Below are 23,446 nucleotides of genomic sequence, written 5' to 3'. Positions count from 1 at the left end.
CGCCGATGGGTTCCTTCGAAGAAGCCCTGGCGCGGGGCACCGGCTGGGCGCTGCTCAGCGTCTTCGGCGCCGGCGTGGCGACGAGCCTGACGCCCTGCGTCTACCCGATGATACCGATCACCGTCAGCATCTTTGGCGCGCGCCGCGCGCCGACGCGCCGGGCGGCCTTCTGGTTGGCCACCTGCTACGTGATGGGCATCGCGGCGATGTATACGACCATGGGCGTGCTGGCTGCCCTCGGCGGCTGGGCGGCCGGCAGTCTGCTGGCGTCGCCCTGGGTGGTGCTGCCGCTCTGCGCGCTGCTGCTGGCGCTCGCCGCGTCGATGTTTGGCCTCTGGGAGATCCACCTGCCGCACTGGCTGACGAGTCGCATGGCGTTGGTCGGAGGACGGGGCAAGCGTGGCGCCTTCGCCATGGGGTTGGTCGGCGGTGTGATCATCGCGCCCTGCACCGGCCCGGTGCTCGCTGGCCTGCTGGCCTACGTCGCCAGCACCCGCAACGTCGCCCTCGGCGCCAGTCTGCTCTTCAGCTATGCCAGCGGCATCGGCGTGCTCTTCTGGTTGCTCGCGACCTTCGCCGTCAGTCTCCCGAAGGCCGGCCCCTGGATGCGTTTCGTCAGCGGGATCTTCGGCGTGGCCCTGGTCACGACGGCGCTCTACTACCTGCAGGACCTCGTCACCCCGCTGGCGCGCTACACCTCGAGCGCGTGGCACTTCGCCGCCTTCAACGCAGCCCTCGCTCTGGGCGGCCTGCTCCTGGCCCAGCTCCAGCGCGAGTTCCGCGCGGCGCCGCTCTGGCGCGTGGTGCGCAAGACCACCGGCATCCTGCTGGCGAGTCTGGCGCTGCTGGGCCTCTTGAACTTCGTGCTGACACCACCCGTCAAGCTGCCCTGGTTGCACGACGAGAGCGCCGCGCTGACGCAGGCCACGCGCCGCCGGCGACCGATATTGATCGACTTCTCGGCCTCGTGGTGTCGCCCCTGCCGGCTGCTGGAGAGCCGCGTACTCACGCATCCGGCCGTGCGACGCGCGCTCAGCCGCTTCGTGCTGCTGAAGGTCGACGTCTCACGCGACACCGCCCTCGACCGCGCGCTGCAAGCCAAGTACCGCGCCCACGAGCTGCCGCAGCTCGTCCTGCTCGGCAGCGACGGCCACGAGGCGGCGCGCGGCGGCGAGGGACTCGATCCCAGCCGCCTGCTGGCGCTGCTACGGCAGGTGCGCTGAGGTCGCCGGTGCTATAAGCTCGCCGCTATGCCTATCGCCCTCACGGCCCACCGACAGGTCGGCTTCGGGCTGCCCCTAGCCCTGAGCATGCTCGCGGCGCTGGTCGGCTGCCGGGAGCCAACCCCGCCCGCCCCAGCCACGGCGCCGCAGGCCTCATCCCTGCCGCGCTTGGCAATCAAGGCCGATCGCAAGCTGCTGTTCACCTATTTCGCCGCGGCGCAGGGTGCCTTCGCGTCGACGACCCGGCTGGCCGACGTTCCCGTGGCCAGCCGAGACTGGGTCCGCGTCGTCGATCTGGCGCTGCGCCCAGGTCAGCGCCAGGACCATCAACTCGTCTACGTCGCCGATCTTCGCGCCGCGCGAGCCGACGCCAGCTATCCCTATGTCGTGCTGCCACGGGCGACCTTCGAGCAGCTCGCGCCGCGGCGGGCGCTCGGCGGCGCCGAGGCCACGGGCACGCCGACGACCGGCAGCGCGGCCACGGGCACGCCGGCGCCGGGCAAGCCTCCGAGCAAGCCTCGCGTCGTGCTCTACGCGACCTCGTGGTGCCCCGCCTGCCGCGCGGCTCGCGCCTGGCTGACGGCGCATGGCGTGGCTTTTGTCGAACGTGACATCGAGCGCGACCCCGCGGCCAGCGCTGAGCTGATGACCAAGGCCCAGCGCCAAGGCATCTCGCCGTCGGGCGTGCCCGTGCTCGACGTCGGTGGCACCCTGATCGAGGGGTTCGACGCGGCGCGGATCACGGCTTTGCTTGGAGGTCGACTGACATGAAACACCGCCCGTGCAGCACTGCTTGCCTCGATCGCCGCTCGCGGACGGCCTGCGCCGCGCTCCTCGCGGGCATGCTCTTGATCGCACCCAGCGTCGCGGGGGCGCGCGTGCTCGAGTTCTGGGGCTCGGGCCTCGTCGGCGCCGCCACTGGCAATGGGAAGACCGGCCGCGACTTCTACCGCTGGGCCGGAGGCCCGGCCGGAGGCTTCGAGGTCGGTGCGCGACTGCTCTTCATCAGCGCCTATCTCGACTACCTGCGCTTCTTCGACGGCGATGCCGACGCGCATCTGATCGGGCTCAACCTCGGCGGTGATGGCTCGATCGATATCGGCCACGGGCTCAGCGTCGTGATGCGCCTGGTCGGCACCTTCTATCTCGGCTCGCTCGAGGCCCAGACGCACGATTTCGACGGCAAGCTGGTCGACAGCCAACGCGTCAATACGCGCGGCGTGGGGGGACGCGGCGGGATCGGTCTACGCTATTCTTTCTGGCGCGTCCTCTCGCTCGGCGTGACGCCGCAGCTCGGCTACCACTACTTCTTCGGCGGGGCAGACGACGATCCGACCGAGACCGACCTGAACTCGGCCGGCTGGGATTTCCAGGCGCTGGGCTATTTGCGCTTTGCCTTCGGTTCCTAGCAGGACACCGTTGGCGGCAGGACACGCGCGTCCGCGCAGCGCGCGCCGCTGCGCCGCCACTGGCGGCACCACTGCTGGGGCACCGCTGCTGGTGGGCGGTGAGGGGTTCGAACCCCCGACCACCTGGGTGTAAACCAGGCGCTCTACCGCTGAGCTAACCGCCCCTACTGCTGCTCTGCCGCATCATCCATCGCGCTCGCTGGCATCCATCGCGCTCGCTGGCATCCATCGCGCTCGCTGGCATCCATCGCGCTCGCATCATCCCTCGCCGCCGCTGGCGCCGAGGCCAGCGCGCGGGGGGCTCATCCGCCGAGGACATGTAGCAGCTTGCCGACGATCGTGTCGAGCGCGACGGCGTTGCGACCGCCCTCGGGAATGATCAGATCCGCCCAGCGCTTGGAGGGCTCGACGAACTGCAAATGCATCGGGCGCACGGTGCCATAGTACTGCTCGCGAATGCTCGCGAAGCTGCGCCCGCGCTCCTCCATGTCGCGCCGCACGCGCCGCATCACGCGGAGGTCGGCATCGGTGTCGACGAAGACCTTGAGGTCGCAGAGGGCGCGGAGCGCTTCGTGCGCCAGCACGAGGATGCCCTCGACGATCACCACGGCCGCCGGTTCGACGCGGCGCGTCTCCGCGCGCCGGCGATGGGTCTTGAAGTCGTAGACCGGCAGCTCCGCCGGCTGACGCTGCCGCAGCGTCTCGACGTGGGTCACCAGGAGCTCTGTCTCCAGCGCATCGGGATGATCGAAGTTGAGCTGGGCGCGCTCGGCCAGGGGCAGCGTCCGCTGATCGCGATAGTACGCATCGTGATCCAGGATCACCGCGCTCCCTGCCGGCAAGGCCGCCGCCAGCTCGCGGGCTACCGTCGTCTTGCCCGAACCGGTGCCACCCGCGATCGCGATCACCATCGGCCGCCGCTCACTCCCAACCATGTCCCTCACCCGCTCCTCGCGCGCGCCGAGCGCGCCTGCAACGCGCCAGTAGACGACAGCAAGACTCGTCCCTTGCTTACACCAAGCCGCCGCAGGCGAGCCAGTGCGCGTGAGCGGCCGCGCTCGCCCGCACCGCCCTCCCCGGCTCGCCAGCAGCCGTGGAATTTGGCAGAGTGGCGGCGCGAGGCAAGAGATGAACCAGCGTCACGTCGTCCTCACCGCCGTGGGCTCCGACCGCCCGGGCATCGTCAAGGCCTTCTCCGGCGCGATCCACGCCGCCGGCTGCAACCTCGAGGACAGCCGCATGGCGGTCTTGGCGGGGGAGTTCGCCTTGATCCTGCTCTTCAGCGGCGCCGCCGAGGCTGTCCTGCGAGCCGAGCAGGCCACCGCAGCGCTGGCCGAGAAGCTCGAGTTCCGCATCGCCCTCAAGGATACGCGGGCCGTAGCGACCGCCCTCCCGCGACGCCGCTATCGCGTGCGGCTGGCCGGCGCGGACCAGCCCGGCATCGTCCACCGCATCGGCGATCTCATCGCCGGGCATGGCGCCAACATCGCCTCGCTCGAGTCGCGCCTCACCCATGCGGCCTTCAGCGGGACGCCGGTCTTCAACCTGGATGCCGAGGTGGAGCTGCCCGCGGACGCGGCGGTGGAGACGCTCGCGGTGCAGCTCGAGCGCCTCGGCGAGGAGCTGGCCTTGCAGATCGAGCTCGACCCCAGCGACGGCCAATCCCATGCCTGAGACCGGCACACGCTACAGCCCAAGCGCCTGCTGGCGGGTGCTGATCGCTGGCTGCGGCTATGTCGGCACCGAGCTCGGCTGCCGCCTCGCCGCCGCGGGCCATCAGGTCTGGGGCCTGCGCCGCCAGCCCGCCGCCCTACCCGCGGGTATCCAACCTCTGCAGGCCGACCTCGCGCGACCCAGCACCCTGGGCGCGCTGCCGCCCGCCCTCGACGCGGTGGTCTACGCCGCCGCGGCGGATCGCGGCGACGACGCTGCCTACGCGGCGACCTACCGCGACGGCTTGGCGCATCTGCTCGACGCGCTGCGAGCCCAACGCCAGCGCCCACGGCGCGTGATCTTCGTCTCGAGCACCAGCGTCTACGGGCAGCACGAGGGCGAGTGGGTCGACGAGGAGAGCCCCGCCGAGCCCGCGCGAGCAGCCAGCCGGCACCTGCTGGCCGGCGAGACCTTGCTGGCCAACGCGTCCTTCCCGGGCACGACCGTGCGACTGACTGGCATTTACGGCCCGGGACGCACGCGGCTGGTCGATCAGGTCCGCAGCGGCGCCGCGCGCCTTCACGGGGGCCCACCGAGCTTCACCAACCGGATTCACCGCGATGACTGCGCGGGCTTGCTCGCGCATCTGCTGACGCTCGCCGACCCACAGCCGCTCTATCTCGGCACGGACAGCGACCCAGCACCGCAGAATGAGGTGCTGGCGTGGATCGCAAAGCAGCTCGGCGTTGCATCGCCACCGACGAGCGAAGCGACCCCCTCGGAGACGGCCCATAGCAGCGGCCAAAACAAGCGCTGCAGCAATCGCCGACTGCTCGCCTCAGGCTACGCGCTCCGCTATCCGACCTTTCGCGAGGGCTACGGGGCCTTGCTCGGCGAGCGCGCGCTGCCAGGCGACCCGCCATCCCGCTGACGAAGCGCCCCGATCGCGTCCCGCGCGCGGCGCTCAGCGGGCCGGTCCGATGCGCCACACCTGGCGCAGTCGCGGGCTGCGCGCGAAGTCAGGCGGCAGCGTGGCGGCCGTGAGCTCGCGACAATCGGCGCCGGCGACGGCCTCGGGTTCCAGGCGGAAGCGACGCGCGTTGGTCGCGAAGATCAGCACGTCACCCGGCGCCAGCCGGGCACGCGCCGCGGCGATCAGCGGCAGCTGGTCGCGCTGAACATCGAAATCCCCGCTCATCCGTTTCGAGCGCGAGAAGGTCGGTGGGTCGAGGTAGATCAGATCGTAGCGCTGACGATCGTGTGCCAGCCACTCGCGACAGTCAGCGCGCTCGAGGCGATGCCGCCCCTCGTCGACGCCATTGAGCACGAAGTTGCGTCGGGCCCAATCGAGATAGGTCGCTGAGAGGTCGACCGACACGGACTCCACTGCGCCGCCCTTGGCCGCATAGACCGTCGTCGCCGCCGTGTAGCAGAAGGCGTTGAGCACGCGCTTGCCGGCGCTCTCCTGCGCAACCAACGCGCGCACCTGCCGCTGATCGAGGAAGAGCCCCGTGTCGAGCCGATCGGCCAGGTTGACCCAGAATCTGTGGCCGCCCTCGCGCACGACGTGGAACGCTCCACTGCGCGCCAGTCGCGTGTACTGACCGCCCCCACGCTGGCGCTCCCGCACCTTGACGAAGAGATCCTGGGCGCCGACTTGCAGCACCTCCGCCGTCAGCAGCGCCATGTCGTGCAGCCGCTCCTCGGCTCGCTCCGGCGAGACCGTCGCCGGCGGTGCGTACTCCTGCAGATGCACCCACTGCTCGTAGACGTCGATGACCGCTGCATACTCGGGGATGTCGGCGTCGTAGACGCGATAGCATTGCACCCCGCTGCGCTTCGCCCAGCGCCGCCAGTGGCGTGCCATCTTGCGCAAGCGGTTGGCGAAGGCCTCCGCCTGGGCGCTATGCGCCAGGCGCAGCAAGGTCGGTCCGCCCGCTTCCCCCAGGGCGCGCGGCGCAGGCGCGTCGGCGGGCGTCGGCGTCTCCGCTGGCGCGGACAGCGCCGAGGGCGCGAGTGTCGCGGCAGGCGCAGGCGACCGGGCGATCGGGTAGCACAGCCAACGGCAGGCAATTCCGCCGTTGCTCACCGGTTGGCTGCGCGTCGCCTTCAGCCCGAGGCAGCGTGTGAGCTTGGCATCACTGCTCAGGACCCAGGCGGTGGCGCCGGAGAAGCGTTGGTGCAAGAGCCGACTGAAGGCCAGGTAGAGTCCCTTGAGCGCCGCCGCCTCACCCAGTCGCTCCCCATAGGGCGGGTTGCAGACCAGCAGCGTCGCGCGACCGCTCGCCTCCCCTGCCGGCCAGGTCGCGAGTTCATCGACCCCCCGTCGCTCGAGGTGCACCAGCTGCTGCAGGCCAGCGCTCTCGACAGCGCGGCGTGCGGCGCGCAGCGCGCCGGGATCGCGGTCGAGGCCCGTCAATCTCCAACGCCGCCCGCGTCCATCGCCGCGCAGGCGCTCGCGCAGGTCGCGCCCCCGCGCTTCGCGCTGCAGGCGCTGCCAGAGGGCAGGGTCGTGGCCACGCCAGGCGAGGAAGCCCCGCGGCTGACTGAGCAGCCCCGGTGCCACATCGCAGGCCATCAGCGCCGCCTCGATCGGCAGCGTCGCCGACCCCGTCATCGGATCGACCAGCCAGCCGCCCTCGGCTGCCAGCGCCGGCCACTCGGCCAAGAGCAAGAGCGCCGCAGCGACGTTCTCCTTCAGCGGTGCAGCGACGGACTCCCGATAGCCGCGCCGGTGCAGCCCTCGCCCCGCCAGGTCGATGCCGAGCTGGACCTCGTCGCCGCGCAGGTAGACGTGAACCCGCAGGGCAGCGTCGCGCGCATCGATCGTCGGACGTCGCCCCGTGCGCTGGCGCAGCTCGTCGACGATCGCGTCCTTGACCCGCAGCATCGCGAAGCGCGTGTTATCGACGTTCGTGGCGGTATTGCCGTCGACATCGAGCGCGAGCGTGGCGTCGACCGAGAGGTGCTCGACCCACGGCACCCGCCGCGCGCCCTGATAGATCGCCTCGGCGTTCTCGGCGCGATAGCGCGCCACGGGCACGAGCACGCGGCTGGCCACGCGTGACCAGAGACAGGCGCGGTAGGCCAGCTCGAGCCCACCCGTCGCCGCCACTGCGCCCTCGAGCTCGCGGACGCTGCTCGCGCCGAAGGCGCGCAGCTCGGCTGCGAGCACGGCTTCGAGCTTGATGGGGCCGGTGACGACGAGTTCCACGGCGCGGACTCTAGCCTATGCCGCCCCGAGGCGCAGGTGCACAGGTGGCGGCGAGCGCGCTATAAGGGCGGCCTAGTTGGGGGGAGACATGTCTGAGCAAGCAACGAGTCAACCATCCGCGGCCGGCATGACGAGCGCCCTCGCCCCGAGCGGCGCCAGCCCCGAGGCGCGGAGCTGCCTCGCGGAGGAGCTCAGCGTGATCAGCACGCTGTGGCGGCGTGACATGCTGCACCTGCTGCGCGAGCGCTCGCGCTGGCTCGGGGTAGTGCTGCAACCGCTGCTCTTCTGGCTCCTGCTCGGCAGCGGCCTCTCGGGCAGCTTCCGCGCGCCCCAGCATGGTGGCGCAAGCTACTTGGTCTATTTCTTCCCCGGCACGATCGTCATGGTGCTGCTCTTCACGACGATCTTCGCGACCATCTCGGTCATCGAAGATCGCCAGTCCGGCTTCTTGCAGGGCGTGCTCGTCGCGCCCGGATCGCGCGCCGCGACGGTCCTGGGCAAGACCGCCGGCGTCACCTCGCTGGCGCTGATCCAGGCCGCGCTGCTGCTGCTGCTGGCGCCGCTCGCCGGTTATCCGTGGGCAGAGGTGCGCTGGCTGCCGCTGGCCGCGGTCCTCGTCCTCGGCAGTGCCGGGCTGACGGCGATCAACTTCGCGATGGCCTGGCTGCTCAACTCGTCGCAGGGCTATCACGCGCTGATGAGCGTCGTGCTCCTCCCACTCTGGGTGATCTCGGGCGCGATGTTTCCCGTGCCCGACGGTTGGCTCGGGGTGGTGATGCGCCTCAATCCGCTGACCTATATCGTCGCCGCGGTGCGGCTGACCCTCGGCGGCGTCGGCTCGCCGATCGGCCTGCTCACGAGCTGCCTCGTGCTCGGCGGGATGACCATCGCGGGGCTGGCCTGGGCCGTCTGGGCCACCGGGCGCCGCCCGGCGGGGTCCCAGACATGATCCCAGCGCCCGCGGCGACGGCGCCGACCTCAGCCGCGAACCCGTCGACCCCTACGCTCGACCCCGCGCATCGCGCCCCGTGGTACCGCAACCCCTGGCTCTGGGCGGCCGTCATCGCTCTGCTCACCTTGCCGGCGCTGCGCCCGCTGCTGCGACGCGTGCCCCCGCCACCGCCGCGCCTGGCTCAGCTCCCGGCCTTCACGCTACTGGATCAGCAAGGTCGGCGCTTCGGCAGCAGCGCGCTGCGTGGACACGTTTACGTCGCCAGCTTCTTCTTCACGCGCTGCCCCTCCGTCTGCCCCAAGCTCATGCAAGCCCTTCATCGGCTGCAGCAGCAGTACGATCGCTATGCCGTCGACGTGCGCCTGGTCAGCATCTCGGTCGATCCCGAGCACGACAGGCCCGAGCGCCTCCGGGCCTACGCCGCGCGCTACGGCGCCGACGCGAGCCGCTGGACCTTCCTCACCGGCACCGAGCAGGCCATCCGCTCGCTCGTCGGCACTGGCTTCCAGACCCACATGGGCCAGCCGGTGCCAGAGGGCAGCGGGTTGATCGACATCGCCCATAGCGCGGGCCTGGTGCTGGTGGATCAGCAGGGTTGGATCCGCGGCCGCTACGGCACCGACCTCGATGGACTGGAGGAGGTGCTGCATCGCTCGATGCACGTCCTGCTCGAGGATCGCCGCTGAGCGAAGGGAGCGAGCTCAAGCGCACGGCAGGCTTGCTGCCAGCCGCGGAGACCGGCACAATCAGCCCCCCGCGGGGGAGTGGCCGAGTGGTCGAAGGCGGCGGTCTTGAAAACCGTTGTGGGGCAACTCACCGGGGGTTCGAATCCCTCCTCCTCCGCCAGGTATTTGCCTGACCCGGTCCCAGCGCTCTGGCCCTGACGCACCAGCCGCTCGGCGCGCTCGGCGCGCTCGGCGCGATCGGCGCGAGCGCTCGCCTTCGCCAGCGTCCGGGGCTATGCCTCCCCTACGCTGCGCCCTTGCCGCCGGAGCTCGCGTGGATCCGATCGTTTGCATTCGTCAGCTGAGCAAGACCTACGCGTCCGGCTTCCGCGCGCTGAAGGCGCTCGACCTCGAGATTCGGCGTGGGGAGATCTTTGCGCTGCTGGGCCCAAACGGCGCTGGCAAGACGACGCTGATCAGCATCGTCTGCGGCATCGTCAACCCTAGCAGCGGCACGGTCAACGCGGACGGCCACGACATCATCCGCGACTTCCGGGCCGCGCGCTCCAAGCTTGGCCTGGTGCCGCAAGAGCTCTCGACCGACGCGTTCGAGAACGTCTGGGCCACGGTCAACTTCAGCCGCGGCCTCTTCGGCAAGGCCCCGGACCCCGCCTACCTCGAGCGGGTGCTGCGGGAGCTCTCGCTGTGGGAAAAGAGAGACAGCAAGATCATGACGCTGTCGGGTGGCATGAAGCGACGGGTCTTGATCGCCAAGGCCCTGGCCCACGAGCCGCGAATCCTGTTTCTCGATGAGCCGACGGCCGGCGTCGACGTCAACCTACGACGCGACATGTGGACGATGGTGGGCCGCCTCCGAGAACAGGGCGTCACGATCATCCTGACGACGCACTATATCGAGGAGGCCGAAGCGATGGCTGACCGCATCGGCGTGATCCACAAGGGCGAGCTGATCCTCGTCGAGGACAAGAACACGCTGATGGCCAAGCTCGGCAAGAAGCAACTCAAGCTGACCCTGCGAGCGCCGCTCGACCAGCTCCCGGCCGAGCTCTCGGACTTCGCGCTCGAGCTCGCCGATGCCAATCGCGCGCTGGTCTATGCTTTCGACGCGCAACGAGAGGAGACGGGCATCGCCTCGCTGCTGGAGCGACTGCGCGCGCTCGACATCGACTTCAAAGACCTCCATACCAGCCAGAGTTCGCTTCAGGACATCTTCGTCAGCCTCGTGCACGAGCCGGCGGAGCAGCCAGCATGAATTGGTACGGCATCCGCGCGATCTACCGCTTCGAGATGGCGCGCACCTTTCGCACGCTGATGCAGAGCATTGCGTCGCCGGTGCTCTCGACGGCGCTCTACTTCGTGGTCTTCGGCGGGGCCATTGGATCGAGGGTCGGCGCGATCGACGGCGTCAGCTATGCCGCCTTCATCATTCCAGGCCTGGTCATGCTCTCGCTGCTCGGCGAGAGCATCTCGAACGCGTCCTTCGGCATCTACCTGCCCAAATGGTCGGGCACCATCTACGAGCTCCTCTCCGCTCCGGTCTCCTTCGTCGAGGTCGTGCTCGGCTACGTGGGCGCCGCAGCCACCAAGTCGGTCATCCTGGGCACCCTGATCCTGCTCACCGCGCGTCTTCGTGCCCTACGAGCTCGCCCACCCACTCTGGATGATCGCGTTCCTGCTGCTGACGGCGATCTCGTTCAGCCTCCTGGGCTTCATTGTTGGCCTCTGGGCGGAGAACTTCCAGCAGCTCCAGGTCATGCCGCTGATGGTGATTACCCCGCTGACCTTCCTTGGTGGCGCGTTCTATTCGATCAACATGCTGCCCCCGCTGTGGAGGAAGGTGACGCTCTTCAATCCCGTGGTTTATCTGATCAGCGGGTTCCGCTGGAGCTTCTACGGCATCTCTGACGTGCGCATCGGGATCAGCCTCGTGGCGATCCTCGGCTTCCTCGGCGCGTGCCTCACCGCGGTGTGGTGGATCTTCAAGACCGGCTGGCGGCTGAAGGCCTGAGCTGCGGCCACTCGCGCCCGAGTTACCTGAGGCCCTCTTCCCCCCCTTGGACGGTGACGAACAGGGCACCGCGCCTTGGCCGGCCCCGTCGTTGGGGTCGGGCACGATCTGCGGCGGGCTCCCGGCAGAGGGCGCGCGGCGGAGTTGTGGCGCGCGGACCTTGCAGGTATGAATGGAATGCGGAGGCGTACTGCCTCAGGTGCTTTGCTGGGGAGGCGTGGGTGCGGATCCCCTCCTCCTCAGCCGACGGAGGTGCTTCGTGTCTGATGAGCTATTTCCCGGAAAGGTGCTCAGCTTCGCCCGCGAACAGGGCTTTGGCACCGTCGAGCTCGAGGATGGTCGCCAGATCCCCTTCGATGCCTTCAATTGCACCTACGAGCCCAAGGTCGGCGACCCGGTGCGGGTGCGCGTCGGAGTCTCGCGCCTCGGGAAACCGAAGGCCGTGCGCGTCGAGCGACCGAACGAGACCGAGGGCTGATCGTAGGCAGCGCCCAACGTGGACCCGCATGGGCTGATCGTGAAGAGCACCCGTACTCGGCGCGGCGAGCTCGCGCGACGCGATGGCCGCCCGCGTTCCTTTCGCGCGGGCGCGCTCGTGGTCGGCGCCGCCTGCTTCGTCTGCTACGCCGCCGGCTGCGAGCGCAACCCAACCGCTGGCCTTGGGCTCGCACAACTGCCGCTGCGGCCGCCGCCCGTCAGTCACAGCACGTTTTTCGACACGCCCTTTCGGGACGGGCCGGCGGTGACGCGCGCCTGCCTCGAGTGCCACCCGAGGGCGGCGCGCGAGCTGATGAGCACGGTGCACTGGACCTGGCAGGGCGACCCGGTCTCGGTTCCCGGGCATCGGGGCCTGCATCGCATCGGCAAGAAGAACGCGATCAACAACTTCTGCATCGGCATCAGCTCCAACTGGGGCGCCTGCACGAGCTGCCATGCCGGCTTCGGCTGGAACGGACCGGACTTCGACTTCAACAACCCGAGCCTGGTCGATTGCCTCGTCTGTCACGACCAGAGCGGCACCTACAGCAAGCAGGCAAAGGGCGCCGGCTTGCCCGATCCGAGCGTCGATCTGCTGGCGGTGGCGCGCTCGGTGGGCCGGCCGCGACGCGCCAACTGCGGTGCCTGCCACTTCATGGGCGGCGGCGGCGACGCGGTCAAGCACGGCGACATGGACCGCAGCCTGCTCTTTCCCAGCGAAGGGGTCGATGTGCATATGGGTCGCTTGGAGTTGCAGTGCGTCGACTGCCACCGCACCCAGAACCATCGGCTGCGCGGACGCGCGATGTCGGTCAGCGTCGAGAGCGCCCACCAGGTCAGCTGCGGCGACTGCCACGCGGCGCAGCCTCATCACGATAGCCAGCTCAACCGACACACCGCCCGGGTCGCCTGCCAGGCCTGCCACATCCCGTCGATGTCCGTGACCGAGGGCACGAAGCTGAGCTGGGATTGGTCCGAGGCCGGAAAGGATCTCCCGAGCACGGACCCACACGCTTATCTCAAGATCAAGGGCCGCTTCACCTGGGCCAAGGGCGCCCTCCCCGAGTACCGCTGGTACAACGGGCGCTCGACGCGCTACCTGCTGGGCGACAAGATCGACCCCGGCGGCGTGACCGCGATCACCTCACCGCTCGGCGACCGCCACGATCCCAGCGCCAAGCTCTGGCCCTTCAAGCGCCATCTGGGCAAGCAGCTCTACGACCAAGACCATCGCCACCTGCTGCTGCCCAATACCAGCGGGCCGAAGGGCTACTGGACCAAGTTCGACTGGGACCTCGCGGCGCGTGAGGGGGCGAAAGCCACGGGGCTGCCCTACAGCGGACGCTACGGCTTCGCGGCGACGGAGATGTTCTGGCCGCTCTCGCATATGGTGCAACGGAAGGAAGCGGCCCTGACCTGCCGCGACTGTCACGGCGAGCGCGGACGCCTCGATTGGCGGGCCCTGGGCTATCCGCGTGACCCGCTCGCGCGCGAGGCCGTGGAGCATCCGCGAATCACGCTCAAGGACCGCGTCGGACAATCGGTATTTGAGAGCGCCGCGCCGCTCTCTACCGCCCAGACCTGCGGCGGCTGCCATGAGCTGGCGGACGCGAGCTTCGTGGCGACCCACCGCCTGCACGCAGGGCTCGCGCTGGAGGCCTTGCCGCAGCCACGCAGCGAGCTCTTGCGCTGGGGGCCCCGCCTGCCCCCCGCCACGGGCGAAGAAACCAACTGCTTCCTCTGTCATCTCGAGGCCGCCGATCACGCGGCGCGAGGGCGCGCCCTGGCCAGCGATCAGCCGGAGTGGTCGATCGGCGCCACGCTGCCCGCCGCGCTGATCGAGGAGGCGGCCGCGCAACGCTGGCGCTGGCGTCCCGCGGCCTTCGACGCCGAGGGCGCGGTAGAGCTAAAGCTCGGGCGGACGGGCGAAGCGAGCTGCGGCGCCTGCCATGGCCTGGTCGATAACGGCAGCGCGCCGCTGAACGTCGTCCTCGACGGCACGCAGTGGGTGACGGAAACGACCGGCCAGGTGTTCTCCTGGCAGGCGATACGCCGCTCGGCGTTGAACCTGATGCAAAAAGACCAGCAGGGGCAGCCCTGGGATATCCACGCCCAGCGGCTGGTGAGCTGCGGTGCCTGCCACTACAGCGGCCGACGGCCCGCGCAGCTCGGCGGCGCGATCGCCAAGGCGCGGGCAGCCAAGCCCGGCGAGCGACGCCGCTGTCAGAGCTGCCACAGCCTGGAGGGTTTGCACCCCTGGCTGCCGGCCCAGCAGCAGCACTTCGCCAAGGTCGCCTGCGAGGCCTGCCACGTGCCACGCCTCGCGCTCCCCGCGCGATCGCTCGTCGACGCCACCGTCGTGCGCCCGGACGGCTCCCCTCGCCTGCTCTACCGCGGCATCGCTAGCGCCGCCGCTGACCCCGCCGCTGGCGAGGTCGTCGATCCGGCGACGCTCTACCTCGCGGGCTACGAACCAGCGCTCGTGCGCGCGCGCGGTGGCGACGGGATCACGCGGCTGACGCCCGCGAACCTCGTGGCCAGTTATCGCTGGATCGTCGGTAAGCGGCCGGTGCCACCCGCGCTCGTGCAGCGGGTCTTCCGCGACCGTGACGGCTATCGCGCCGAGATCATCGCCGCGCTCGACAGTAACCACGATGGCCGCGTCACCGACAGGGAGCTACGACTCGACACCGCCGCCAAGGTGGCGCTGGTCGCCAAAGGGATCGCGGCCCTCGGCGCGGCCGGCGCCGTCATCCAGGGTGAGCTGCGCCCCTACCCGATTTACCACGGCGTGGGGCTCGGGGCGGCAGCGAGCCGGGCCTGCGCGCGCTGCCACCCGAGCTCAGAGGCGGCGCGGCGATCCTTCGTCGTCGCCCCCTATCTGCCCGGTGGCCTGAGGCCGACGTTGGCCGCCGCTGCCAGCGCCGAGACGGTCGCCCTCGACGGCGCGCTCGAGCGCGGCAGCGACGGCGCGCTAGCCTATCGGCCGGCGCGACCGCTGGCCACCGCCGCCCAACGCGGCCCATTGCGACCGAAGCCGAAGGAGTGACGATGCCGGGCGAAAACCCACGCTATTGGAATCCCTATTTCGGCGGGCTGATGCTCGGACTGGTGCTCTTTGCGGCGTTCTTCGTCACGGGCCACGGGCTGGGCAGCTCGGGCGGCACGGCGCGCCTCGTGGCCGCGGCCGAGCAGCGCGTCGCCCCGCGCCATGTGGCCCGCACCCCGGCCGTGGCCGAGTTCATGCGCGGCGCCGGCGGGCCTCTCGATCACTGGATCGTCTGGTCGATCGGTGGCGTGCTGCTCGGCGGCCTGACCTCTGGCCTGCTCCGCCGGCGCGTGCGCCTCGAGACCTTCCACGGTCCGCGGATCACAGCGCGCGTGCGCTGGATCGCCGCCCTCGTCGGGGGCGCGCTGGTGGGCTATGCCGCCCGGCTGGCGCGTGGCTGCACCTCGGGGCAGGGCCTCAGCGGCGGAGCGACGCTCGCCGTGGGTTCGTGGATCTTCCTCTTCGCCTGCTTTGCCGGGGCCTACGGCTGCGCCTTCTTCGTGCGGCGACTATGGACCCCCGGCCGCGAGGAAGGCTAAGCCATGGGCCCCTTCGCGTTGGGCGGCTGGTCGGCCCATCTGGTCGAGGTGCTGATCGGGCTGGCCTTCGGCTTCGTGCTCGAGTCCACCGGCTTCGGCGACGCGCGGCGACTCGCGGCGCAGTTCTACTTCCGCGAGCTGCGCGTCGTGCAGGCGATGTTCACGGCGATCGTCACGGCGATGCTCTTGCTCTATCTCAGCTCGGGCCTGCGCTGGCTCGACCTCGACCAGCTCTGGGTCAATCCGACCTACGTCCCCTCGGTAGCCCTCGGCGGGCTGATCTTTGGCGTCGGCTTCGCGATCGGCGGCTACTGCCCGGGAACGTCGCTGGCCTCGTTGGCTACCGGTAAGATCGACGGGTTCTTCTTCGTGCTCGGCAGCTTGCTCGGCATGTTCGCCTTCGGCGAGACGGCCGATTACTTCCGCGCGTTCTACTACGCCGGCCACTTCGGTCCACTCCAACTCACCGACCTCTTCGGCGTTTCGACGGCCACCGCGGTGGGGCTGGTCGCTCTGCTGGCCCTCGCCTTCTTCGGCGGCCTGAAATTCGTGGCGCGACGGCTCGGTCACGAGCGGCCCGTCCACTGGCCCAAGGCGATGGCCGGCACGGCGCTGCTCCTCGGCGGCGTGGGCGCCGTCGCAGCGCTCGGCCAGCCCTCACTCGACGCCAAGTGGGAGCGACTGGGCGCCAAGTACCAGCCCCAGCTCGCGCGCCGCGAGGTCTTCATCGTGCCGGCCGAGCTGCTGGCCCTGCAGGGCGACCGCGATCTGAAGCTCGTGACGCTCGACTTGCGGCCCGAGAGCGACTGGAACCGCTTTCACCTCGCCAACGCCGAGCGCGTCTCGATCGCGGCGTTGCCGAGCCAGCGGCGGAGGCTGATCAGCCTACCGGATCCCAGCGTCGTGATCCTGATCTCGAATGACGAGACGTCCGCCACGGCCGCCTGGCGCCACCTGGCGCTGCTCGGTGTGCCCAATGTCTACGTCCTCGCCGGCGGCCTCAACCGCTGGATCGCGACCTATGGAGCGGGATCGACCGGCGTCGAGCCGATCACGACCGCCGTCGCCGGCGACGACCGGCTGCATTGGCGCTTCGCGGCCGCCCTCGGCGATCGCCATCCGGCGGCCGCGCTCGACCCCGAGCATGCGCCGAAGCTACCCTACACGCCCACGGTGAAGCTGCGACCGAAGGGCAAGAAGAGTGGCGGCTGCGGCTGATTCGGCGCCCTGCGGTGGACGCTGGGCGCCGCGGATACTGAGCTGGGCCGGCTGAGCAGATTGGGGTGGACGAGGGCGTGGCCTGTGGGGGGCAACAACCGTGAGCATGCCTCGCTAGTAGCAGCTCCAAGTGTCGCCGAGAAGGTGCGTCGATCTGAGCCGCACCTGTCCATTCGCATCGACGTAGCAGCCAGCTCCCGTCGCGGACTGATAGCCATAAGGAAAGGCGGCTGTGTTGCCTCCCACCGTCCCGTTCAGAAGGCTAGGATCATTACCACCCCAGTTGGGACCGCCGCCGGCAGCGTTCGTCTGTGCGCCGTTGCAGGCGATATCGAACCAGTCGCATTTCTTCATCCACAGGACGTACCCGCCCACCGCGGCGCCACCGAGCAGCAGCCAATCGGTCATCGACCAGCCGTCGTCGGCGGCCTTTGCCGGCGCGGTGGGGGCCGTGGGGGCCGTGGGCGGCGGGGGTGGCGGGGTGGGAGCGGCCGGGGCCACGCTGCTGGTCGCCGCGGTGGTCGCGCTGGTGCTCGCGCTGGTGCTCGCGCTGGTGGCGACGGCCGTCGTCCTCCGCAGCGAGAAGAGCGTCTTCGCAACGCCGTTCAGCTCGACCGGGCGGAACTCGAGCGTGTAATCACCCCCGACGTTGACCGGTTGATTGGCCACCGCGGTCCGCACGGTGGCATCCGTCGGGCCGTTGGAGCAGGCAGCGTCGCCGCAGGGCGAAAGTATATAACCGTAGGCACCGCTGGCCTCCGGTCCCCGCACGATCAGCACGTAGGGTTGGGTCGTCCCCGTGAGGTTGAGGCTGGGCAGCCCGATCTCCGCGCCCGGCGCGACCATCGAGCTCGTCACCATCCCGCCCGCAGAACCGCTGGGCAGCAGCTCCGTGGCCGTGCCGCCGTGCTCATAGCGATAGGCCTTGTCGAGATAGCCGAAGCCGAGCACGTCGCCCGTCGACAGCTTGCCCCAGATCACCGGGGTGCTGCTGCCGGCCACCGTCACGTTGACCCGTGCCCCGTCGGCGATGACGAAGAGCTTCGTGCCGCTCGAAATAGCGCTCTCGCTGGCGGTCGACCCGACGGCCCCGGCGGTGTTGGTGACGTCGTAGATCGACCCACCGGTGCCCAGGGCATCGCCCCCCGCAGCACCCGAGTCGACGCTGCCCGCGCAGCCAAGTTGCAGTGCGCAAAGGCCGAGCATTGCGACCCACCGCCTGGCTCTCAGCGCCTGCACGCCAACGCCTCGGCCGTCGCGTGGAGCATCTGGTCGAGCATCTGGTCGAGCATCTGGTCGAGCGTCTTGATTCGTCATCGCTTGCCCCTCCTAGGAACGCTGCCGAGAAGCATTAGAAGCAGCTCTCGTGCCATGGCATGACCATTGTCCTTCCGGATGGTTGCAGTAATCGCGAAGCGCTACCTGGGGACATGAGACCGCAAGCTCCCGAGATCGCTCGTTCGAAAGCGGGGCCATTCAACCCCAGATACCCGTGGCTCGCAATTGGCCTTCGCGCTGAGCTGGCGGCTCGGGCACAGGGGCGCACGCCGGGCCCGCCAAAGGTGGCGTGCGTGGCGTGCGTGGCGTGCGTGGCGTGCGTGGCGTGCGCAGGGCGGGCCCCGCGGGGCCGCAGCGGCGAACGAGTGTCTAGCGCTCTTGGAGCAGGCGCCGACCGAGGGCTATCCGGTCGAGGTAGGCCTTGCGCACGAGCTGGGTGTCGGCGACGAAGTGCTCGAGCTCCTTGAGCAAGAGGGCCTGCGGGCCGTCGCAGAGCGCCTCTTTTGGCGTCGGATGGAAGTCGACCAGCACCATGTTCGCGCCGGCGACGATGCCCTGCGCTGCCGCGTGATGCATGTCGAGCAAGCCGTCCAACGCCACCAGGCGCTGGCCGACCGAATGCGACGGGTCGATACAGACCGGCAAGCGCGTCAGGCGCTTGACCACCGGCACATGCGCGAAGTCGACGAGGTTTCGGTGCGGATCGCCGAGGTTCGTCTTCATCCCGCGCAGGCAGAAGATGATTCGATGGTTGCCGCCGCTGGCGATGTATTCACAGGCATTCAGCGACTCGGCCAGCGTGATGCCCATCCCGCGCTTGAAGAGCACGGGAAAGTCCTGCTGCTGCCCAACGTGCTTCAGCAGCTCGAAGTTCTGCGCGTTGCGCGTGCCGATTTGAATCAGCACACCCGTCGGCTGCCCGGCGCGCTCGAGGGCCTCGCGGATCTCGTCGAGCTGCGTCTCGTGGGTGATCTCCATCGCCACGCACTTGATGTCGTACTTGCCGGCCAGCTCGAAGACGTAGGGCAGACAGGCGCGGCCATGCCCCTGGAAATCGTAGGGGCTGGTGCGCGGCTTGTAGGCCCCGGCACGCGTCGTCTGCAGCCCGAGCTGCTTCAGCGCGCGGAACATCTGCTCGACGTTCTCACGGGTGTCGACCGCGCAGAGCCCGGCGAAGACATGGAAGCTATCATCGCCGAAGCGGAGCCCGTTGTACTCGAAGCCCAGCGCCTCGACCTGCCCCTCGTGGCGGCCAATCGCACGATATTTCTCTCGCACGCGGATCGCGCGCTCGACGCCCAGGCTGTCGGCGAAGCGATCGAGCGGCAGTTGGCCAGTCGATCCGATCAGGTAGACCTCCGTCAGCGAGCGCGTGGCGCCCTGGATTTGCCGTACCTCTGGTTGCACGTCGGGGAAGGTCCGCGCCAGGCGCACGACCTCGGCCACTTCGGGGGATTCAGGCCCGCATTCGGGGCGCATCACAATAATCATCGCCGCACAGTCTACTCAGCGCGCCCCGGCTGTCTACTGCGAAAGTCAGCCTCCCTCCCCCGCCCGCGCGCACCCCGTCGAGGCTCGGCAGCGCGAGGGAGGCCAGCGCCACCGCTGCAGACCCCGCACCACCAGCTGCCCCGCACGTCCGCCGTCGCCGCATGTCCGCCGTCGCCGCACCTCCGCCGTCGCCGCTGGCCGTCGCCGCTGGCCCTTGCCAACGCGGGGCGTTATCGCTAGGGTGCGCGCGTTCCGGCGGGGCAAGCCGACGCTCCGCCCTGCGGCCTTCCTGAGCCCAAGACGAGCGCGGCCGCCCCCGTCGGTCGAGTTCGTGGCGCGGGCACGCAGAGGCCGCTGCATCGTGTGCTCGAGGTCGCCCGGGATCGAAGCCGCTGGGGCGACTGCCGGCGACTACTGCTACCGAGGGAGCGTCGACAAGCCGTGACCCCGCTCTTCCCGCGCTGGACCAATCGTCTTCCGCTCTACCTCGGCCTGGCCTTGCCCGTGGTCTTGGCGACGGTCGTCGGCGCGATCTGGTACTGGTTTTCTCCCTCGTTTACCGACGTCGGCTACGAGCCGATCCAGCCCGTCCCCTTCAGCCATAAGCTCCACGCGGGCGAGCTCGGCTTCGACTGCCGCTACTGCCACAGCACCGTCGAGCGGGCGCCGGTCGCCGCCGTGCCCCCGACGCAGACCTGCATGGGCTGTCACGAGAAGCTGATCTTGCCCGAGACCGTCAAGCTCGCGCCCCTGCGCATCGCCCATGCCAGCGGGCTGCCGCTCCCCTGGGTGCGCGTTCACCTGCTGCCCGACTACGCCTTCTTCGATCACCGCGTCCACGTGGCCGCGGGCGTCGGCTGCGTGCAGTGTCACGGCCGCGTCGACCAGATGACGGTCGTGCGCCAGGTCCAGCCGCTGAGCATGAGCTGGTGCTTGGACTGCCACCGCAACCCAGCGGGCCGGGTGGGTCCGTTGGACAAAGTCACCGACCTCGGCTACGACCCGGCGGCCGCGGGCTACGTCGCCGCGCGCGATCCGCGGCGCAAGCGCCAGCTCGAGCCGCCCTTGCACTGCTCGGGGTGCCACCGATGACTACGCCTAGAGTGCACGCCCCCGCTGCCACCGCCGAGGGAAACGCCACCGCCCCGCGTCATTGGCGCAGCCTCAATGCCGAGGGCGCGCCGATCGATCCAGCGCAGGCTGCCCAGCGCGACGAGTTTCCGCCCAATGCCGCGCAGCTCGACCTCGACCACGTCGGGCGCCGCGACTTCCTCGGGGTGATGGGCGCCTCGCTAACCCTCGCCGGCGCCACGCTGAGCGGCTGCGTGCGCAAGCCACGCGAGCTGATCCTGCCCTTCAACCAGCGGCCCGAGGATCTGGTCCCTGGACAGCCGCGCTACTACGCCACCGCCGCCCAGCTCACGGGGGGGGTGGTCGGCCTGCTCGTCGAGAGCCAGGACGGACGCCCGACCAAGATCGAGGGCCACCCCGACCATCCGATGAGTCGCGGCGCCACCGACACCTTCCTGCAGGCGAGCGTGCTCGATCTCTACGACCCGCAGCGCCTGCGGCGCACGCGCCTCGGCGACCGCTCGGTCTCCACGCGCGAGCGCGATGCCGCGCTGGCCGGGCTCGCGGCGCGCCTCGAGCGGCAGCAGGGGCGCGGCCTGGCGCTGCTGCTGCAGGACCTCCGTTCGCCGACGCTCCACGCGCTGCTGGGCGAGCTTCGCGCTCGCTACCCGCACGCACGCCTCTACGTCCACGACGCGGCCCAACCACGGCAGAGCCTGGCCGGCGCAGCACTCGTCGGGCTGAAGGGGGCTCGGCCCTGCTATGCGCTCGATCGCGCCGATGTCGTGCTAGCCCTCGACGCCGATCCGCTCGGCCTCGAGGGCGACGTCGTCCGCCAGGCCCGCGCCTTTGCCCAACGACGGCGCCTCACCAGCCCGCGCGACGGGATGAACAGGCTCTACGTGGTCGAGCCAGCCTTCACCGTCACGGGGATGAACGCCGACAATCGCCTGCGCCTGGCGGCCTCGCAGGTGGGTGGCTTTCTCGCCGACCTGGTCGCCAAGCTCGCGCCTTCCCTGCCGGCGCCCGCCGGCGCCGAGCAGCTCCTGGCGCGCCTGCGGGCGCGCGCGCCGAGCGCCGCGCATCAGCGCTGGATTGGCGCGCTGGCCGAGGACCTCCTCGCCCATCGCGGGCGGGCGTTGATCATCGTTGGCGAAGGGCAGCCGCCGCTGGTCCATGCGCTCGGCCAGCTGACCAACGCGCTGCTCGGCAGCGTCGGCCAGACGGTCAGCTACTACCCCGACCTGGCAGCGGACTGCGAGGGGATCGAGGCCCTCGCCGCGGCGCTGCGGGCCGAGACCGTCTCATCGCTGGTCATCGTCGGCGGAAACCCGGTCTATGACGCGCCGGCCGATCTCGAGTTCGGCACCTTGCTGCGCCGCGTCCCGTCGACGATCTACCTCTGCCCCACGGCCAACGAGACCGCGGCGCTGGCGCGCTGGGTCGTGCCCCAAAGCCACTTCCTCGAGGCCTGGGGCGATCTCCGCGCCGCCGACGGCACGATCAGCGTGCAGCAGCCGCTGATCGCGCCCCTCTTCGCCTCGCTCTCGCCGATCGAGCTCGTTGCGCGCCTGATCGCCTCTAAGCTCCACGATGGCTACACGCTGCTGCGCCGCCCGGCGACCGCAGCCTATGCAGGCCTGCTGCCGGCCGGGGCCGATGAGGCCAGCCACGAGCGTCGCTGGCGCGCGCTGGTCCATGACGGGCAGCGCCCGGCTGAGCTCGCCGCGCTCAGCCCCACCTACGAGTGGCAGGCGCTTGCGACCCAGCTCGCCGGCAGGCCCGCAGCGCGACCAACGCTCGAGGGCTCGAGCGGCTCGGCCGATCGGGACGCCCGGACGGCGCGCCCGCAGGACGCCCTCGATAGACCGGCCCCCACCGACCAACGCCTGGAGTTGGTCTTTCAGCTCGACGCGACGCTCTACGACGGCCGCTTCGCCGGCAACGCCTGGCTGCAAGAGCTGCCCGATCCGGTGACCAAGCTGACGTGGGATAACGCGGCGTTGATCGGGGCAGCCACGGCGCGCCGGCTCGGGCTCAAGTCCGAGGAGCTGATCGAGCTCGAACATGATGGTCGCCGCCTGCAGGCCGCCGTCTGGATCACGCCGGGCGTCGCAGAGAGCTGCGTCGCCTTGGCGCTGGGCTATGGTCGCCAGCATAGCGGCCCGGTGGCCGACGGCCGCGGCTTCAACGCCAACGCGCTGCGCACCGTCGACGCCTCGCGCTTCGCCCAAGGCGTCAGGCTGCGCCACCTGCGCGGGCACTACGCGCTCGCCTGCACGCAGGACCACGGCACGCTGATCGAGCCCCTGACCGGCCAGCGCCGCCCGATCGTGCAGGAGGCAACGCTGGCGCAGTACCAGCGCGACCCTGACTTCGCCCGCGCCGCGCAGCTCCTGCCCGACGCCGAGGTCAAGACCCTGCTCTGGGAGCCGCCCAACCCCACGACGGGTCGGCAATGGGGCATGACGATCGACCTCAGCAGCTGCATCGGCTGCAACGCCTGCACGATCGCCTGCCAGTCAGAGAACACGATCCCCGTCGTCGGCAAGGAGCGCGTGCTCAACGGCCGCGAGATGCATTGGATTCGCCTCGATCGCTATTTCAGCGGCGAGAGCGACGACGCCCTGCCCGTCACGCAGCCGATGGCCTGCCAGCATTGCGAGACGGCGCCCTGCGAAAGCGTCTGCCCGGTCGGCGCCACCGCGCATAGCCCCGAGGGGCTGAACGACATGGCCTACAACCGCTGCATCGGCACACGCTACTGTGCCAACAACTGCCCATATAAGGTGCGGCGCTTCAACTTCTTCAACTACCAGGCCGAGCACGACCGGCAGAACGCGCTGCTGGCGATGCAGCGCAACCCCGACGTCACCGTGCGCTTTCGCGGGGTGATGGAGAAGTGCACCTACTGCGTGCAACGCATCAACGGCGCCCGCCTCGCGGCCAAGGCCGCGGGCAGCGATACCATCGCCGACGGCACGGTGGTGCCGGCCTGTCAGCAGGTCTGCCCGACCGAGGCGATCGTCTTCGGCGATCTCAATGACCCGCGGAGCCGCGTCGCGCAGCTCAAGCAGCGCGACCGCAACTACGCGGTGCTGGGCGACATGAATCTCAAGCCGCGCACGACCTACCTCGCGCGCGTGCGCAACCCCAACCCCAAGCTCGGCTGAGCCGG

The 23,446-nt window shown here is 70.0% G+C and carries 18 protein-coding genes, 2 tRNA genes and 1 pseudogene; 16 read left to right on the top strand and 5 right to left on the bottom strand.

The genetic code is table 11. From position 1 onward, the window contains the following. Positions 1-5: 5 nt before the first annotated feature. The 3 genes from IPL40_04570 to IPL40_04560 are packed head-to-tail and all read left to right on the top strand — an operon-like array spanning position 6 to position 2,632. Positions 6-1,223, top strand: a complete 1,218-nt coding sequence (locus IPL40_04570; GenBank protein MBK8480435.1) for a thioredoxin family protein — start codon at positions 6-8, stop codon at positions 1,221-1,223. Between the two features lie 27 nt (positions 1,224-1,250). Further along, complete coding sequence (locus IPL40_04565; GenBank protein MBK8480434.1) at positions 1,251-1,994, top strand: hypothetical protein; 744 nt, start codon at positions 1,251-1,253, stop codon at positions 1,992-1,994. Continuing rightward, on the top strand, positions 1,991-2,632 hold the full coding sequence (locus tag IPL40_04560; GenBank protein ID MBK8480433.1) for a hypothetical protein: 642 nt from the start codon (positions 1,991-1,993) through the stop codon (positions 2,630-2,632). The genes IPL40_04565 and IPL40_04560 overlap by 4 nt, the downstream gene beginning before the upstream one ends. A gap of 89 nt (positions 2,633-2,721) precedes the next feature. Here the strand turns inward: IPL40_04560 and IPL40_04555 are convergent. Both IPL40_04555 and udk read right to left on the bottom strand, forming a co-directional pair. After that, positions 2,722-2,796: transfer RNA gene (locus IPL40_04555), tRNA-Val, on the bottom strand. Between the two features lie 138 nt (positions 2,797-2,934). Continuing rightward, entirely contained in the window at positions 2,935-3,543 is a 609-nt protein-coding gene (udk, locus tag IPL40_04550; protein MBK8480432.1) for a uridine kinase, read from the bottom strand. A 217-nt stretch (positions 3,544-3,760) separates the two neighbouring features. On the opposite strand from udk, the gene IPL40_04545 reads away from it, so the two are divergent. Continuing rightward, positions 3,761-4,306 (top strand): ACT domain-containing protein, encoded by a 546-nt coding sequence (locus IPL40_04545; protein MBK8480431.1) that lies wholly within the window; start codon positions 3,761-3,763, stop codon positions 4,304-4,306. Further along, positions 4,299-5,216, top strand: coding sequence for an SDR family oxidoreductase (locus tag IPL40_04540; GenBank protein MBK8480430.1), 918 nt, complete (start codon positions 4,299-4,301; stop codon positions 5,214-5,216). Before IPL40_04545 ends, IPL40_04540 begins: the two co-directional genes overlap by 8 nt. Positions 5,217-5,249: 33 nt before the next feature. Here the strand turns inward: IPL40_04540 and rlmKL are convergent, their stop codons facing one another. Then, positions 5,250-7,499, bottom strand: a complete 2,250-nt coding sequence (gene rlmKL, locus IPL40_04535; protein ID MBK8480429.1) for a bifunctional 23S rRNA (guanine(2069)-N(7))-methyltransferase RlmK/23S rRNA (guanine(2445)-N(2))-methyltransferase RlmL — start codon at positions 7,497-7,499, stop codon at positions 5,250-5,252. An 88-nt stretch (positions 7,500-7,587) separates the two neighbouring features. Between rlmKL and IPL40_04530 the strand changes: the two genes are divergently transcribed. From IPL40_04530 to IPL40_04490, 9 genes and pseudogenes are all read left to right on the top strand, one after another. After that, positions 7,588-8,448: an ABC transporter permease gene (locus IPL40_04530; protein ID MBK8480428.1), complete on the top strand. Its 861-nt coding sequence runs from the start codon at positions 7,588-7,590 to the stop codon at positions 8,446-8,448. Then, a complete protein-coding gene (locus IPL40_04525; GenBank protein MBK8480427.1) occupies positions 8,445-9,137 on the top strand; it encodes an SCO family protein in 693 nt (230 codons plus the stop codon). The genes IPL40_04530 and IPL40_04525 overlap by 4 nt, the downstream gene beginning before the upstream one ends. A gap of 72 nt (positions 9,138-9,209) precedes the next feature. Next, a tRNA-Ser gene (locus tag IPL40_04520) sits at positions 9,210-9,297 on the top strand. Between the two features lie 153 nt (positions 9,298-9,450). Then, positions 9,451-10,389, top strand: a complete 939-nt coding sequence (locus IPL40_04515; protein ID MBK8480426.1) for an ABC transporter ATP-binding protein — start codon at positions 9,451-9,453, stop codon at positions 10,387-10,389. Next, a pseudogene (locus IPL40_04510) lies at positions 10,386-11,145 on the top strand (ABC transporter permease). Before IPL40_04515 ends, IPL40_04510 begins: the two are co-directional and overlap by 4 nt. Positions 11,146-11,404: 259 nt before the next feature. Further along, a complete protein-coding gene (locus tag IPL40_04505) occupies positions 11,405-11,623 on the top strand; it encodes a hypothetical protein (GenBank protein MBK8480425.1) in 219 nt (72 codons plus the stop codon). Between the two features lie 18 nt (positions 11,624-11,641). Then, entirely contained in the window at positions 11,642-14,671 is a 3,030-nt protein-coding gene (locus IPL40_04500) for a tetrathionate reductase family octaheme c-type cytochrome (GenBank protein MBK8480424.1), read from the top strand. A 2-nt stretch (positions 14,672-14,673) separates the two neighbouring features. Continuing rightward, positions 14,674-15,210: a YeeE/YedE family protein gene (locus IPL40_04495; GenBank protein MBK8480423.1), complete on the top strand. Its 537-nt coding sequence runs from the start codon at positions 14,674-14,676 to the stop codon at positions 15,208-15,210. 3 nt (positions 15,211-15,213) lie between these two features. Then, entirely contained in the window at positions 15,214-16,428 is a 1,215-nt protein-coding gene (locus IPL40_04490) for a YeeE/YedE family protein (protein ID MBK8480422.1), read from the top strand. A 114-nt stretch (positions 16,429-16,542) separates the two neighbouring features. Here IPL40_04490 and IPL40_04485 read toward each other — a convergent pair whose 3' ends face one another. Continuing rightward, positions 16,543-17,634, bottom strand: a complete 1,092-nt coding sequence (locus IPL40_04485; GenBank protein MBK8480421.1) for a hypothetical protein — start codon at positions 17,632-17,634, stop codon at positions 16,543-16,545. Positions 17,635-18,075: 441 nt separating this feature from the next. Further along, entirely contained in the window at positions 18,076-19,197 is a 1,122-nt protein-coding gene (locus IPL40_04480) for a 3-deoxy-7-phosphoheptulonate synthase (protein ID MBK8480420.1), read from the bottom strand. Positions 19,198-19,638: 441 nt separating this feature from the next. Here IPL40_04480 and IPL40_04475 point away from each other — a divergent pair, with 441 nt between their 5' ends. Both IPL40_04475 and IPL40_04470 read left to right on the top strand, forming a co-directional pair. Then, a complete protein-coding gene (locus IPL40_04475) occupies positions 19,639-20,289 on the top strand; it encodes a cytochrome c3 family protein (GenBank protein ID MBK8480419.1) in 651 nt (216 codons plus the stop codon). Continuing rightward, the gene (locus tag IPL40_04470; GenBank protein ID MBK8480418.1) at positions 20,286-23,441 is read left to right on the top strand and encodes a Fe-S-cluster-containing hydrogenase; all 3,156 of its coding nucleotides are present in this window, start codon (positions 20,286-20,288) and stop codon (positions 23,439-23,441) included. The genes IPL40_04475 and IPL40_04470 overlap by 4 nt, the downstream gene beginning before the upstream one ends. Positions 23,442-23,446: the final 5 nt, after the last annotated feature.

The sequence above is a fragment of the Pseudomonadota bacterium genome, assembly GCA_016711215.1.
GTDB lineage: Bacteria > Myxococcota_A > Polyangia.
The sequence above is the reverse complement of the archived record's forward strand: the minus strand, read 5'-3'. Positions and strand labels throughout refer to the sequence as shown.